Origin of the sequence: Streptomyces sp. B93, assembly GCF_018070565.1 — a bacterium.
GTDB lineage: Bacteria > Actinomycetota > Actinomycetes > Streptomycetales > Streptomycetaceae > Streptomyces.
On the sequence record NZ_JAGPXL010000051.1, the window covers coordinates 1 to 14029 of the forward strand.

The 14029-nt window shown below is 72.3% G+C and carries 15 protein-coding genes; 9 read left to right on the forward strand and 6 right to left on the reverse strand.

Annotated features, from left to right (window positions below):
• Positions 1 to 385: 385 nt before the first annotated feature.
• Both KBY47_RS31165 and KBY47_RS31170 read right to left on the reverse strand, forming a co-directional pair.
• The gene (locus KBY47_RS31165) at positions 386 to 700 is read right to left on the reverse strand and encodes an AzlD domain-containing protein (protein WP_210927082.1); all 315 of its coding nucleotides are present in this window, start codon (positions 698 to 700) and stop codon (positions 386 to 388) included.
• Positions 697 to 1401: an AzlC family ABC transporter permease gene (locus KBY47_RS31170; protein ID WP_374103136.1), complete on the reverse strand. Its 705-nt coding sequence runs from the start codon at positions 1399 to 1401 to the stop codon at positions 697 to 699. Before KBY47_RS31170 ends, KBY47_RS31165 begins: the two co-directional genes overlap by 4 nt.
• Positions 1402 to 1468: 67 nt before the next feature.
• Between KBY47_RS31170 and KBY47_RS31175 the strand changes: the two genes are divergently transcribed.
• Complete coding sequence (locus KBY47_RS31175) at positions 1469 to 2047, forward strand: helix-turn-helix domain-containing protein (RefSeq protein ID WP_210927084.1); 579 nt, start codon at positions 1469 to 1471, stop codon at positions 2045 to 2047.
• A 152-nt stretch (positions 2048 to 2199) separates the two neighbouring features.
• On the opposite strand, the gene KBY47_RS31180 is transcribed toward KBY47_RS31175, so the two are convergent.
• Entirely contained in the window at positions 2200 to 2403 is a 204-nt protein-coding gene (locus tag KBY47_RS31180; RefSeq protein ID WP_004984723.1) for a cold-shock protein, read from the reverse strand.
• A 299-nt stretch (positions 2404 to 2702) separates the two neighbouring features.
• Between KBY47_RS31180 and KBY47_RS31185 the strand changes: the two genes are divergently transcribed.
• The 4 genes from KBY47_RS31185 to KBY47_RS31200 all read left to right on the forward strand — a co-directional run bounded on the left by KBY47_RS31185 (position 2703) and on the right by KBY47_RS31200 (position 7246).
• Positions 2703 to 3551, forward strand: coding sequence for a menaquinone biosynthetic enzyme MqnA/MqnD family protein (locus KBY47_RS31185; protein ID WP_210927086.1), 849 nt, complete (start codon positions 2703 to 2705; stop codon positions 3549 to 3551).
• Between the two features lie 110 nt (positions 3552 to 3661).
• The gene (locus KBY47_RS31190; RefSeq protein WP_210927088.1) at positions 3662 to 5479 is read left to right on the forward strand and encodes a serine/threonine-protein kinase; all 1818 of its coding nucleotides are present in this window, start codon (positions 3662 to 3664) and stop codon (positions 5477 to 5479) included.
• Between the two features lie 98 nt (positions 5480 to 5577).
• Positions 5578 to 6777, forward strand: coding sequence for a cyclic dehypoxanthinyl futalosine synthase (gene mqnC, locus KBY47_RS31195; protein WP_210927090.1), 1200 nt, complete (start codon positions 5578 to 5580; stop codon positions 6775 to 6777).
• A gap of 19 nt (positions 6778 to 6796) precedes the next feature.
• A complete protein-coding gene (locus KBY47_RS31200; protein WP_210927092.1) occupies positions 6797 to 7246 on the forward strand; it encodes a hypothetical protein in 450 nt (149 codons plus the stop codon).
• A gap of 14 nt (positions 7247 to 7260) precedes the next feature.
• On the opposite strand, the gene KBY47_RS31205 is transcribed toward KBY47_RS31200, so the two are convergent.
• Positions 7261 to 8253 carry a chitinase gene (locus KBY47_RS31205; RefSeq protein WP_210927094.1) on the reverse strand — a complete coding sequence of 331 codons (993 nt, stop codon included), beginning with the start codon at positions 8251 to 8253 and terminating at the stop codon, positions 7261 to 7263.
• Between the two features lie 190 nt (positions 8254 to 8443).
• On the opposite strand from KBY47_RS31205, the gene KBY47_RS31210 reads away from it, so the two are divergent.
• Genes KBY47_RS31210 through KBY47_RS31225 form a run of 4 tightly spaced genes read left to right on the forward strand, consistent with a single transcriptional unit; the run spans position 8444 to position 12946 of the window.
• Positions 8444 to 8785 (forward strand): hypothetical protein, encoded by a 342-nt coding sequence (locus tag KBY47_RS31210; RefSeq protein ID WP_247695513.1) that lies wholly within the window; start codon positions 8444 to 8446, stop codon positions 8783 to 8785.
• Complete coding sequence (locus KBY47_RS31215; protein ID WP_210927096.1) at positions 8782 to 11049, forward strand: bifunctional polysaccharide deacetylase/glycosyltransferase family 2 protein; 2268 nt, start codon at positions 8782 to 8784, stop codon at positions 11047 to 11049. The genes KBY47_RS31210 and KBY47_RS31215 overlap by 4 nt, the downstream gene beginning before the upstream one ends.
• Complete coding sequence (locus KBY47_RS31220) at positions 10992 to 12245, forward strand: acyltransferase (protein WP_247695519.1); 1254 nt, start codon at positions 10992 to 10994, stop codon at positions 12243 to 12245. Before KBY47_RS31215 ends, KBY47_RS31220 begins: the two co-directional genes overlap by 58 nt.
• Positions 12242 to 12946, forward strand: coding sequence for a demethylmenaquinone methyltransferase (locus tag KBY47_RS31225; protein WP_210927100.1), 705 nt, complete (start codon positions 12242 to 12244; stop codon positions 12944 to 12946). Before KBY47_RS31220 ends, KBY47_RS31225 begins: the two co-directional genes overlap by 4 nt.
• A gap of 85 nt (positions 12947 to 13031) precedes the next feature.
• Here KBY47_RS31225 and KBY47_RS31230 read toward each other — a convergent pair whose 3' ends face one another.
• Both KBY47_RS31230 and KBY47_RS31235 read right to left on the reverse strand, forming a co-directional pair.
• Positions 13032 to 13376 (reverse strand): PASTA domain-containing protein, encoded by a 345-nt coding sequence (locus KBY47_RS31230; RefSeq protein ID WP_210927102.1) that lies wholly within the window; start codon positions 13374 to 13376, stop codon positions 13032 to 13034.
• Positions 13377 to 13468: 92 nt separating this feature from the next.
• Entirely contained in the window at positions 13469 to 13975 is a 507-nt protein-coding gene (locus KBY47_RS31235) for a GNAT family N-acetyltransferase (RefSeq protein WP_210927104.1), read from the reverse strand.
• Positions 13976 to 14029: the final 54 nt, after the last annotated feature.

A 14029-nucleotide genomic window follows, 5' to 3' on the forward strand; every position in this document is an offset into this window, starting at 1 on the left:
GTACCGGAGGGGTGACCGGGGGCGAGGCTGGGGGGTCGGGGCAGGGGTCGAGGGCGTGGCGTCGGGGGTGCGATGCCGGGTTGCGTTCTCGGGGTGGTGGTGCCGGGGTCGCAGGGCCGGGGTTGTGGTGTCGGGGTCGTGGTCTCGGGGTCGCAGGGCCGGGGTTGTGGTGTCGGGGGCGCGGGGGTGCGATGCCGGGTTGCGTTCTCGGGGTGGTGGTGCCGGGGCCGCAGGGCCGGGGTCGTGGTCTCGGGGTCGCAGGGCCGGGGTTGTGGTGTCGGGGGCGCGGGGGTGCGATGCCGGGTTGCGTTCTCGGGGTCGCGGCGTCGGGGTCGCAGGGCGGGGTTGCGGTGTCGAGGACGCGGGGCGTGGGGCGTGGGGTGCCTCACTCGACGCCGAGCGCCCGGAGTGCCGCCGTCGTTATCGCCGCGCCCAGCACGACCACCAGGAAGGGCGCCCTCCTCCAGGCCAGTACGCCACCTGCCAGCACCCCGGCCGGGCGCGCCCAGCCCGCCCAGTCGCCGCCCTCGGTCAGCGCCCCCGTCGCCAGCAGCGCGACCAGCAGTACCACCGCCCCGGCGGACAGCAGTTCCTGCACCCGCACCGGCAGTTGCACCCGCCCGTGCAGCACCGGCCCCACCAGCCGGAAGGCGTACGTCCCCACGGCCAGCGCCAGGATCATCGCGACCGTCGCGCTCATGCCGCACGCTCCCGCCGCCCGTACAGCGCCAGCCCGGCCAGCGCCAGCAGCACCGGCACCCCCGCCGGGACGGCCGGTGTCACGGCCAGGGCGATCGCCGCGCCGAGCAGCGCACAGCGGCGTACCGCCGGATCCTCGTGCAGGGCGGGCAGCACCAGTGCCACGAGTACGGCGGGGAAGGCGGCGTCCAGGCCGTAGCGGCCGGTGTCGCCGAGCGCGGTGCCCGCCAGGGCCCCGGCAAGCACGCCCGCGTTCCACACGGCGAACAGCCCCAGCCCGGAGATCCAGAACGCGGCCCGGCGCCGGTCCGGGTCGGGCTGGGCCAGGGCGAAGGCGACGGTCTCGTCGGTGACCAGGTGCGCCCCGAGGAACCGGGCGAGCCGCCCCTTCCCCAGGCTGTCCGCCACGCCGAGGCTGAAGGCGGCCGTCCGGGTGTTCAGCAGCAGACCGGTGGCCGCCGCCGCGATCGGACCGCCCCCGGCCAGCAGCACACCGACCGCGCTGAACTGGGCCGAGCCCGCGTACACGACCAGCGACATCACCACCGGCACCCACACCGGCAGCCCGCCCGTGACGGCGATCGCGCCGAAGGAGACCCCGACGACACCGCTCGCCAGCCAGACCAGGGAGGCGTCGCGGACGAGCGGCGCCAGCGGTGCCATCATGGGGACGGAATCAGGTGTTCGGAGTGGCGAACGCATGTTCTCTACGATGAACGCACCCGGGCCCGTTCGTCAAGGCGAACGATCGTATTGATGGAGCGAACGCATGGCAGACGGCACCGACGGCACGCCCCCTCCCAGGCTCCCCCTCGACTGGATCGCGGCGGCCCTGCGCCGTGAACGCACCCGCGCGGGGCTCTCCCTGTCCGAGCTGGCCAAGCGCGCCGGAATCGCCAAGTCCACGCTGTCGCAGCTGGAGGCCGGGGGCGGGAACCCGAGCGTGGAGACCCTGTGGGCGCTCGGCGTCGCGCTCGGTGTGCCGTTCAGCGCGCTCGTCGAGCCGCCCGCGCCCGCGGTGCAGGTGATCAGGGCCGGGGAGGGGCCGTCGGTCGCCTCCGAGCGGGCCGACTACGTCGCCACCCTGCTCTCGGCCAGCCCGCCCGGGGCCCGGCGGGACATCTACCGGCTGCGGGCGGAACCCGGCGCGGCACGGGAGTCGGAGCCGCACATTCCGGGGACGGTGGAGCATCTGGTCGTCGGCGCCGGACGGGTGAAGGCGGGGCCGCGCGGCGAGGAGGTGGAGCTGGAACCGGGCGATTACCTGAGTTACCGGGGGGATGTGGCCCATTCGTATGAGGCGCTGGAGCCCGGAACGGCATTCGTGTTGATCATGCAGCATGTGTGAGGCGGGGTGCCGGTGCCGGAATTCCGCGGGAATTCACCCGTCCGCCGTCCGCCGTCGGCGGCTCCCCGCCGAAAAGGGCAGGAGCCCCGTCGCCGTACTGGACGGCGCGGGGCTCCTTGGGTACTGCACTCGTTCCCGGATCGGAGGATCGATCAGACCGGGGTGACGTTCTCCGCCTGCGGGCCCTTCGGGCCCTGGGTGACGTCGAAGGACACCTGCTGGTTCTCCTCAAGGGACCGGAAGCCGGTCGCGTTGATCGCGGAGTAGTGGACGAAGACGTCGGGGCCGCCGCCTTCCTGGGCGATGAAACCAAAGCCCTTTTCGGCGTTGAACCACTTCACGGTTCCGGTAGCCATAAGCCCTCCTTGGGCTCAAAGGGTTGCCCTGCTCCAGAACCAGCAAGTGTGAAGATCATGAGTTCTGCACAACTGCATCCGCCTAGGAACGACGAGAGCCCGCGGTCACATGCTCCGCAGGCTCTGTACTGCAAGGGAAACCAAACTGCAACTTGCGGCGAGCCTAGCACGCGGGCCGCCGAATGCAATAGAGGGCAAGATCACGTCACCCGGATGTTTGAAGGGACTGGTGTGGTTGACACCCCCGCTCCCGGGCCCCGGGAGCCCGCGCCCTACCCCACGGGGTCTAGTCTCGCGATGTGGACATTTCTCGCACCCGGCCGCGTGTCGGCCACATCCAGTTCCTGAACTGTCTGCCCCTGTACTGGGGGCTCGCCAGAACGGGCACGCTCCTCGACTTCGAGCTGACGAAGGACACCCCGGAGAAGCTCAGCGAGCAGCTGGTGCGGGGAGACCTCGACATCGGGCCGATCACCCTCGTCGAGTTCCTCCGGCACGCGGACGAACTGGTCGCCTTCCCCGACATCGCGGTCGGCTGCGACGGCCCGGTGATGTCCTGCGTGATCGTCTCGCAGGTCCCGCTGGACCGCCTCGACGGCGCCCGGGTCGCCCTCGGCTCCACCTCGCGCACCTCGGTCCGGCTCGCCCAGCTGCTGCTGGCGGAACGGTTCGGCGTCCAGCCCGACTACTACACCTGCCCGCCCGACCTGAGCCTGATGATGCAGGAGGCCGACGCCGCCGTACTCATCGGCGACGCCGCCCTGCGCGCCAACCTGCTCGACGGGCCCCGCTTCGGCCTGGAGGTCCACGACCTGGGCACCCTGTGGAAGGAGTGGACCGGACTGCCGTTCGTCTTCGCGGTCTGGGCCGCCCGGCGCGACTACCTGGAGCGGGAGCCGGTCATCACCCGCAAGGTCCACGAGGCCTTCCTCGCCTCCCGCAACCTCTCCCTCGAGGAGGTCGCCAAGGTCGCCGAACAGGCCGCCCGCTGGGAGGCCTTCGACGAGGAGGTCCTCGCCCGCTACTTCACCACCCTGGACTTCCGTTTCGGCGGCCCGCAGCTCGCGGCGGTCGCGGAGTTCGCCCGCCGGGTGGGGCCCACGACGGGGTTCCCGGCCGATGTGAAGGTGGAGCTGCTCCAGCCGTAGCGGACGGGCTGGGGAGCGTCCGACGGCACAGGCCCCGAGGCGCGTCGGGCTTATACCCTTCCGGGCAGTGCGGGGAAATCGGGGGAACATCCGGGGGAAAGGGGGGCGGCATGCAGCCGCTCGGTGCCGACGAGCCCACCACCGTGGGGCCCTACCGGCTGCTCGGCCGGCTCGGCTCCGGCGGGATGGGGCGGGTCTACCTCGGCCGCAGCGCCGGCGGCCGGACCGTCGCCGTCAAGATCGTCCACCCGCACTTCGCGCTCGACGAGGAGTTCCGGGCCCGCTTCCGCCGCGAGGCCGAGGCGGCGCGGCGGGTCGGCGGCGCCTGGACCGCGCCGGTCCTGGACGCCGACCCCGAGGCGCCGGTGCCGTGGATCGCCACGGCCTACGCCGCCGGGCCGTCCCTCACCGCCGCCGTCACGGACGGTGGAGCCCTGCCCGCGCACACCGTACGGGCCCTGGGCGCGGGGCTCGCCGAGGCGCTGGCGGCCGTGCACGAACTGGGCCTCGTACACCGGGACGTGAAACCGTCCAACGTCCTGCTCACCCTCGACGGCCCCCTCCTCATCGACTTCGGCATAGCCCGCGCCACCGACGGCACCGCCTCCCTCACCTCCACCGGCGTCTCCATCGGCTCGCCCGGCTACATGTCGCCCGAGCAGATCCTCGGCAAGGGCGTCACGGGCGCCGCGGACGTCTTCTCGCTCGGTGCCGTCCTGGGGTACGCGGCGACCGGCGCGCCGCCCTTCCCGGGGGACTCCTCGGCCGCCCTGCTCTACAAGGTCGTCCACGAGGAGCCGGAACTGGACGGCCTCGACGGGGAGTTGCGGGAGCTGGCCGCCGCCTGCCTGGCCAAGGACCCGGGCGCCCGGCCCGCGCCCCGCGACATCGCCGCGCGGCTGGCGCCCGAGGGCACGGCGCGGCTGATCAGCGGGGGCTGGCTGCCGGGGCCCCTGGTGGAGCGGGTCAGCCGGAGTGCCGTGCAGTTGTTGAACCTGGAGACGGCGGGGGGTGGTGGGGAGGCCTCGGGGCCCGTGGGGTTCAGCAGTCCGGCGGTGAACGCGACGCCGACGCCCAGCTGGACGCCGACGCCGCCTTCGGCCCCGACTCCGGTGCCGCCCTCAACTCCGGCGCCGTCCCCGACTCCCGCGACGAGCCCGCCGCTCCCGTCATTGCCGCCGACCCCGACACCGACGCCCCCTCCCTCCGTGCCGGGGCCGGGCTCCCACGGTGGGAGCGGCGGGAGCGGCGGAGGCTTCGGGCCCGCTCCCGTGATGCCGTCGCCGCACGCGCCCACCTTCGTGCCGCCGCCCACCGACGAGCGTCCGGGCCGGGTCTCCGTCAGCCTCTCGGCGACCACCATGCCGGGGGACGGCGGGCGCGGGCGGCGGCTGAGCTGCACCGTCGCGCTCGCGGTCGCGGGGGCGCTGGCCGCGGTGACCGTCGGGTCGGCGTTCCTGTTCGATCTGGTGCCGGGCGGCGGCGAGCACGACTCGGCCGACCAGGGGCCCGGCACGGGCACGCGGACCCCGTCGGCGAGCCAGAGCGCCCCCGGGGACTCCTCCGGTGGGGCGGCGGCCGTGCCCGACCGCTATCTCGGCACCTGGGAGGGCCAGGGCACCGCCCTCGGCGGCGCGCTGCCCATGGGCGCCTTCCGGGTCACCGTCGAGCAGGCCAAGGTGGGCGAGGAGGTGGGCCGCGTCCAGAACACCGATCCGCTCGGCGGCGTCTGCACCGACGTACTGACCCTCAAGGAGGTCAGCGGCGGGCGGCTGCTGGCGGACTCCGTGGGCGCGGAGGGCAACCACGCCGGGTGCAGCCAGGCCGCCCACACTGTCAGCCTCACCCCGGTCGGCGACGACCTCCGGTACAAGTCGGACAGCTCGGACTCGGGGCGGCCCGAGGCGCGCCTCTCGAAGGTGGAGTAGGCGGCCGTGCCGCCCGCGCGGCCTGACGTCGGTCGGTTCGAACGGCTGGCGTAGGCTGAGTCGGTCTGTCCACAACCCTTGACGAAAGGGACGCTTCGGTGACCGAGAAGGCCGACCTCCAGTCTGTGCTCGACCGTGCCGCGGCCGGTGGGCGGATCACGCCCGAGGAGGCGCTCGCGCTCTACCGCGACGCCCCGCTGCACGCGCTGGGCGCCGCCGCCGACGCCGTACGCCGCCGCAGGTACGCGGGCGTCGAGCACATCGCGACGTACATCATCGAGCGGAACATCAACTACACCAACGTCTGTGTCACGGCGTGCAAGTTCTGCGCCTTCTACGCGCCGCCGAAGGACAAGGCCAAGGGCTGGACCCGGGACCTGGACGACATCCTGCGCCGGTGCGCGGAGACCGTCGAACTGGGCGGTACGCAGATCATGTTCCAGGGCGGTCACCACCCGGACTACGGCGTCGAGTACTACGAGAAGCACTTCGCCGCCATCAAGGAGGCCTTCCCGCAGCTCGTGATCCACTCGCTGGGCGCCTCCGAGGTCGAGCACATGGCCCGGATCTCCAAGGTGGGCGTCGAGGAGGCGATCCAGCGGATCCACGCCGCCGGGCTCGACTCCTTCGCCGGTGCCGGTGCCGAGCTGCTGCCGGAGCGGCCCCGCAAGGCCATCGCCCCGCTGAAGGAGAGCGGTGAGCGCTGGCTGGAGATCATGGAGACGGCCCACAACCTGGGCGTCGAGTCCACGTCCACCATGCTGATGGGAACCGGCGAGACCAACGCCGAGCGCATCGAGCACCTGCGGATGATCCGCGACGTACAGGACCGGACCGGCGGCTTCCGCGCCTTCATCCCGTACCTGTACCAGCCGCAGAACAACCATCTGAAGGGCCGCACCCAGGCCACCATCTTCGAGTACCTGCGGATGATCGCCGTCGCCCGGCTCTTCTTCGACAACGTCGCCCACATCCAGGGCTCCTGGCTCACCACCGGCAAGGACGCGGGCCAGCTCACCCTGCACTACGGCGCCGACGACCTCGGTTCGATCATGCTGGAGGAGAACGTCGTCTCCGCGGCCGGTGCCAAGCACCGCTCCAACCTGATGGAGATGATCGAGATGATCCGGGGCGCCGACCGCGTGCCCGCCCAGCGGTCCACCACGTACGAGCACCTCCACGTCCACGACGACCCCGCCGACGACCCCGTCGACGGGCGCGTGATGTCCCACATCTCCTCCACCGCCATCGCGGGCGGCACCGCCCACCCCGAGCTGAAGCTGCTCGCCTCCAACTGACCGGGCGGACGGGCTGTTCGTGCTGACCATTCATGCCGCTGACCAGGTGGTGGGCGGCGGCGGGTACCTGAAGGACGGTGCCGTCGCCGTCGACGGGGCGCTGATCGCCGCCGTGGGCGCGCTGCCCGAGCTGACCGAGCGGTTCCCGGGGGCGCGGGTGCGGCGGTGGCCCGGGGTGCTCGGGCCCGGCCTCGTCCACGACGGTCCGCTGCCGGACGCGCCCTCGCCGCGCGAGCGCGTGCACGCCGTGCTCAAGCTGGGGGCCACGGCGGTGGTCGCCGGGCACGTGGGTACGGCGGAGCTGCGGGCGGCGGCCGAGCGGAACGACGTACGGGTGCTGGGGGCCGCGCGAGCCGCCGTGCTGGAGGTGGACGGGCGCGCCGATCTCGCCGTCTTCGCCGAGGAGTACGGGGTGGGGGAGGCCGTCGCCACCGTGTGCGCGGGGCGGTTGGTGCACCGGCGGCGGTGACGGGGCAGCCGGGTTCAGCCGGTGAAGGCCTCCGCGAAGGCGCCGGGTGACTGGGTCACGCCGGTGCACTCGGTGGCCGGGCTGCCCTCGTCCGCGCACTGCTGGTCCCGGAACGTGGACCACATCGACACCCAGGCGATCTCCTTCTCCTCCGCGAAGGTCCGCACCTGCGCGGCGTCCGCGAGCGTGAAGGTCTCGTCGTCGACGTCGTTCACGCCGATCATCGAGGTGAGGGCCATGGCGTGCCAGGCGCCTTCGTCTGACTGGCCGAAGATCTCCTTGAGTTGGGCGTGGGTGGCCTTCGCGGAGTCGAGCGCGTAGTCGCCCATGTCGCCGGTGTACGTGCTGCCGTAGTTCATCGTCATGATGTTGACGGTGGCGACCTGCACGCCGTGGTCGTTGGCGGACTCCAGCAGGGTCACGCTGTCGTCGTCGAGGCCGGACGGCATCACCGGGAGCGTGAAGGACACGTCGAGGCCGGGGCGCTGCTCCTGGAGCAGGGCGACCGCCTCCGAGCGCAGGGCGACCGAGCCGGAGTCGGTGAGGGTGTCGCCCTCTATGTCGAAGTCCGCCCGGGTGGCACCGGCCGCGTCCAGTGCGGCGCCGTAGGCCTCCGCCAGGTCCTCGGCGCTGTCGCAGACGGTCGCCAGCTCGGCGCCGGACGCGCCGCCGAAGGAGACGCGGAGCGCGGCGCCCGTCTCGCCGAGCGCGGCGATCCGGGACGTCACGGCCGAGTCGTCGATGCCGTGGCTGCCGCCCCAGGCCGGGGTGCAGCCGTCGCCTTCGGAGATCACGAAGGCGAGGTTGTACGCCGCCGGGGAACCGGCGGTGTCCTGGTCGGCGGCGGCGGTGGCGCTGACGTAGGGGGCGTAGGAGGTGTACGGCTCCTCGGGGGCGTCCTGTGCCTGTGTGCTCTCGGCCGTCGCCGTGGTCGTCGTGGAGCACCCCGTGACCGCCAGTGCCAGCAGGCAGCTCAGCCCGGCCACCGGCTTCAGGAAACTCCGCATCGCTGACGCACCCGCTCTCGTGGAATCGGCTCGTGGGGAGGGGCAACGTCTCACACGAGGCTGGGTATCGGCGCCGATTTGCTGTCGTGCAGGCCTTCTCTAAGGGAAGGGACAGGTTCCGGGTCTCTTCATGGGCTCCTCATATGTGCGCCGTGCCCTGCACAAATAAAGGATCCCTATCGTCCGGGGAATGCATTCCGAGTCTGTCGTCGAAAGTCGTGCCGCCATGCGCGGTCGCCGCCGCAAACGCGGCAACGAGGCCCCCGTCGTCGAAGGGCCCGTGTTCGTTGACACCTCCGGGCGCCGGGCCAAGGTGCTGCGCCGGATCGGCCTCCTCCTCGGCGTCGCCTGTGTGGGGTACGCCGTCCTGCTGGGCGCGGCCTTCATGGGCTGGGGGACCTCGCTCACGCCGTCCTCGCTGTTGCCGTTCGGCGCGGAGGGCGGGTCCGGCCCGGGCGGCGCCCCAAGCGGCACCCCCAGCGGTGCCCCCGGCACCGGTCTCCCGCCGCAGGGCGGTAACGGCGCCTCATGACCACCGCCCCCGCACGTCCCGCCCGGGGTCGTCGCCGTGCCCCCAGCCGGATCGAGCGCGCGGCGGGCCGGGCCGCGGCGCTCCAGCGCCCCCGGGTCGTCCTCGCCCTGCTGCTCCTGCTCGCGCTGACCTGCGTGATGCTGCTGGACGGCTATCTGCGCGCCGAGGTCGGCGGCGACCAGCGCGTCCGCACCGGCGCCAGCGCCGGCGACGTACCCGACGACGTCCTGAACGGCGGACCGATCCTCACCTTCCGGGGCGGCGAGGCCACCACCCTCTCGGTGCCGGACAAGACGATCGCGCTGACCTTCGACGACGGTCCGGACCCGACCTGGACCCCGCAGATCCTGGAGGTGCTGGCGGAGTACGACGTCCCGGCGACCTTCTTCGTCGTCGGCTCGATGGTCTCCCGCTACCCCGGCATCGTGCGGGACCTCGTGGAGCAGGGCAACGAGGTCGGCGTCCACACCTTCACGCACGTCGACCTGTCGTACCAGAGCGACGCCCGCGTCACCCGTGAGATCACCCAGACCCAGCTCGCGCTCGCGGGCGCGGCCGGGATCACGACGACCCTGTTCCGGGCGCCCTACTCCTCCGAGACCGACGCCATCGACAACTACAGCTGGCCCGTCTACCAGCGGCTCGGCGAGGAGGGCTACACCAGTGTCTTCGTCGACACCGACAGCGACGACTGGAAGACACCGGGCGTGGCGAAGATCGTCAAGTGGGCCACCCCGGAGGACGGGGAGGGCGCGTCCGTGCTGATGCACGACGCGGGCGGTGACCGCTCGCAGACGGTGACGGCGCTGGCGCGGTACATCGAGAAGATGCAGGCGGAGGGGTACACCTTCACGACCGTCAGCGGGGCGATGCGGGAGGCCCGGGCGGAGGAGGCGGAGCAGGCCGGGGCCTCGGGTGCGGCCGTGCCCCCGGGGGCCTCGGGCACGGCGATGCTCCAGGCCGCCCACCGTGCGGCCACCGGCACCACCCTCTACGAGGGCAAGGCGCTCGTCGCGGCCGTCGCCGTCGCCGAGTGGACCGTACCGGCGCTGTCGGCCGGGCTGGTGGTGGTCGGTGTGGCCGTGATGGGCCGGTTCGGGATGATGGTGGTCCTCGCCCGGCGCCACCACCGGCAGCGCGACCGCCGCCGCTTCAGCTGGGGACCGCCGGTCACCCGGCCGGTGACCGTGATCGTCCCGGCGTACAACGAGAAGGAGTGCATCGCCAACACCCTCCGGTCGCTGGCGCGGAGCACGCACCCGATCGAGATCATCGTCGTGGACGACGGCTCGACGGACGGCACGGCGCAGCTCGCGCGGGACACGGCGGCCGACCTCGGCATGCTCAACGTCCGGGTCATCCGGCAGGAGAACGCGGGCAAGCCCGCCGCCCTCAACAACGGCGTCCGCAACGCCGCTCACGACATCGTCGTGATGATGGACGGCGACACCGTCTTCGAACCGGACACCGTACGGCAGCTCGTCCAGCCCTTCGCCGACCCCGGCGTCGGCGCGGTCGCGGGCAACGCCAAGGTCGGCAACCGCAACACGGTCATCGGCGCCTGGCAGCACATCGAGTACGTGATGGGCTTCAACCTCGACCGCCGCATGTACGACCTGCTGCGCTGCATGCCGACGATCCCCGGGGCCATCGGCGCGTTCCGGCGGGAGGCGGTGCTGGGGGCCGGCGGGATGAGCGAGGACACCCTCGCCGAGGACACCGACATCACCATCGCGATGCACCGCGCGGGCTGGCGGGTGGTCTACCAGGAGCACGCGCGGGCGTGGACCGAGGCGCCGGGGTCCCTGAAGCAACTCTGGTCCCAGCGCTACCGCTGGTCGTACGGCACCATGCAGGCGCTGTGGAAGCACCGCAAGTCCCTCACGGACAAGGGGCCCTCGGGACGGTTCGGGCGGGTGGGGATGCCGCTCGTGGTGGTCTTCCAGATCGTCACGCCGGTCTTCGCGCCGCTCATCGACGTGTTCACCGCCTACTCGATGATCTTCGTCGACTTCAAGGCGGCGCTGCTGGCGTGGCTGGCGGTGCTGGGGGTGCAACTGGTGTGCGCGGCGTACGCCTTCCGGCTCGACCGGGAGAAGTACCGGTATCTGCTGATGATGCCGCTCCAGCAGCTCGCCTACCGGCAGATGATGTACCTCGTCCTCATCCACTCCTGCGTCACCGCCCTCACCGGCGGCCGACTGCGCTGGCAGAAGCTGAAGCGGACGGGCGAGGTGGGGACACCGGCGGGATCGGCGGGCTGATGGGGGCGCATCGGAGGCGGGGCGGGACCGGGGCACGGGCGGGCGGGACCGGCGTACGGAAGGGTGAGTCCGGGATACGGACGGGAGGGGGAGGCGCGGGAGGCGCGGGAGGTGGGGGAGGTGGGGGCCGGGACCGGTACTTCGACGTGCTGCGGGCCCTCGCCCTCGTGCGGATCGTCGCGTACCACACCTTCGGCTGGGCGTGGGCGGGCATGGTGTTCCCCTCCATGGGTGTCATGTTCACCCTTGCCGGGAGCCTGATGGCGAGGTCGCTGGAGCGTCCGGCGGTCGCGGTGGTCAGGGGCCGGGTCCGCCGACTGCTGCCGCCGTTCTGGTTCTGGGGCTTCTTCGTGGTGCTCGCGATGCTGCTGCACGGCTGGCTGCCGGGCTGGCGGATCGTCTACTGGGTGGTGCCGCTCGGCGACCCGCCGGGCGACGCGTGGGGCGAGCAGGCCTGGGAGGTCCTCTGGTACCTGCGGACGTACCTCTGGTTCGTCCTGCTCTCCCCGGCCCTGCTGTGGCTCTTCAGGAGGGCGCCGGTCGCGGTGCTGGCGCTGTCGCTCGCGCCGGTCGTGGTGTTCACCTTCGCCTGGCCGCCGCCGGACGGACGTCTCGGCGCCGGGCTGTGGGACCTGGCGACGTACCTGTTCTGCTGGCTGCTCGGCTTCGCCCACCGCGACGGGGTGCTGGCGCGGCTGCGGCCGTCCGCCGTCGGGGCGCTGTCGCTGGCCGCGCTCGGCTACGGCGGCTGGTACGCGCTGACGCACCAGGCCGAGTACGGCGGCACCTACGACCTCGACGACAACCCCCTGGCGCAGGCCTTCTGGTCGGCGGGCTTCGTGACGCCCCTGATGTACGCCAAGGCGCGCTTCCGCGTCGACCTCGCCGGGCTGGCCCGGTTCCGGCGGCTCGACCGGGTCGTGGCCGTCTTCAACGCGCGCGCGGTGACGATCTACCTCTGGCACGAGATCGCGCTGGTCCTCGCCGTACCGCTGATCGACCGGTTCTGGGAGATCCCCGCCTTCGAGGCCCATCTGCCGCTGGAGAGCCAGTGGTTCATGTTCGGGGTGGCCTGGCTGCTGATCGCGGTCTTCGTGCTGCTGTGCGGGTGGGTGGAGGACGTGGCGGCGCGGAAGAGGCCATGTCTTCTCCCGGCCGCCCCGCTCGCGACCTCTGCTGCAAGAATGGCTCCGTGACCCGCGCATCCCTGGAAAAGCAGCCGCACGAAGTCGCCTCGATGTTCGACGACGTCGCGGAACGGTACGACCTGACCAACGACGTGCTGTCCCTCGGCCAGGACCGGCGATGGCGCAAGGAGGTCGCGCGGGCCGTCGACGCGCGCCCCGCGCAGAAGGTCCTGGACCTGGCGGCCGGTACGGGGACCTCCTCCCTGCCCTTCAGCCGCGCGGGCGCGTACGTCGTACCCTGCGACTTCTCCCAGGGGATGCTCCAGGTCGGCAAGCGGCGCCAGCCGTGGATGCCGTTCACGGCGGGGGACGCCACGAGGCTGCCGTTCAAGGACGACACCTTCGACGCGGTGACGATCTCCTTCGGGCTGCGCAACGTCCAGGACACGGACGCGGCGCTGCGCGAGATGTACCGGGTGACCCGGCCCGGCGGGCGCGTGGTCATCTGCGAGTTCTCCCACCCGACGTGGGCGCCCTTCCGGACCGTCTACACCGAGTACCTGATGCGGGCGCTGCCCCCCGTCGCGCGGACCGTGTCCTCCAACCCGGACGCCTACGTCTACCTCGCCGAGTCCATCCGCGCCTGGCCCGACCAGAGCGCCCTGGCCGACCGGCTGCGGACCGCGGGCTGGTCGAGCGTGGCCTGGCGCAACCTGACGGGCGGGGTGGTGGCCCTGCACCGGGGTTTCAAGGTGACCGGCCAGAGCTGACCAACGTCCCGGAGGGGCGCGGGGAACCGCGTGCCCAGCCCCGACGACGCGCCAGCCAAGGAACCCGGCGCAACCAGCGGAGCGCTCAGTGGGAGCGGGCCACCGCGAACGGATCCTCCGGCTCGTCCATTTCCCGCCGTATCCCGCCCCGTGGCGGATTCGGCAGCCGGGGTTCCCGGACCCCCGATCCGCCGCCGCCCTCACCTTCCCCGAGGTCGAACCAGACGGTGACCACCGCCCCGCGCGGGATCTCGACGCCGGGCGGTGGGTACTGCCGTACGACGTAGTCGACGACGGTGAGATGGAAGTCGGGCCGGTCGGGTGCCGCGAGCAGCACCCCGTGCGCGTCGGCCGTCGCGCGCGCGTCCATGGCCATCAGACCGACCAGCTTCGGCACCCTCACCTCGGGTGTCCTGGGTGTTATGCGCACAGATGTCACCCCCAGCGGTACTGGCAGGGTAACTCCCCGGTGGGTGGTCCGGAAGCGTCAAGTGTCTTTCCGTAGCCGACGATTACTCGGCGTTACAGGGCGAGCCGGTAGCAGTGCCCCTGCTGCTTGCTCGTCGGGGTCGTGAAGGTCTCGGCGAGCCGCATGCCCAGCCGCTGGGTGACGGCGATGGAACGGGCGTTGCGGGCGTTGACCATCGCCACGACGTCGGGCACCCCCGCGGCCCTGACCCGCTCCAGGGTCTGCCGCGCGGCGGCGGTGACATAGCCCTTGCCCCAGTGCTCCCGGCCGAGCCGCCAGCCGATCTCGATCTCGCCCTTGGGCCCCCACTCCCAGGGCCAGGGCTGGGCACCGGTGAAGCCGATGACCCGGTCTTCCTCGTCCAGCATGGTCCACAGGCAGAAGCCGTGCTCGGCGTCGTGGCGGCGCTGGCGGGCGGTCAGCTCCTCGTAGACGGACAGTTCCGCGGCCCTGCCGCCGTGGAACTCCATGACGTCCGGGTGGTCGAACACCCGGTGCCAGGCGACGGCGTCCTCGTCGGTGGGGACGCGCAGCCGCACTACGGGGAGAGTTCGGTTCACGGGGGCAGCCCTTCAGCCGGGTGATCAATTCTGCTGAATAGACTGCCCATGTCC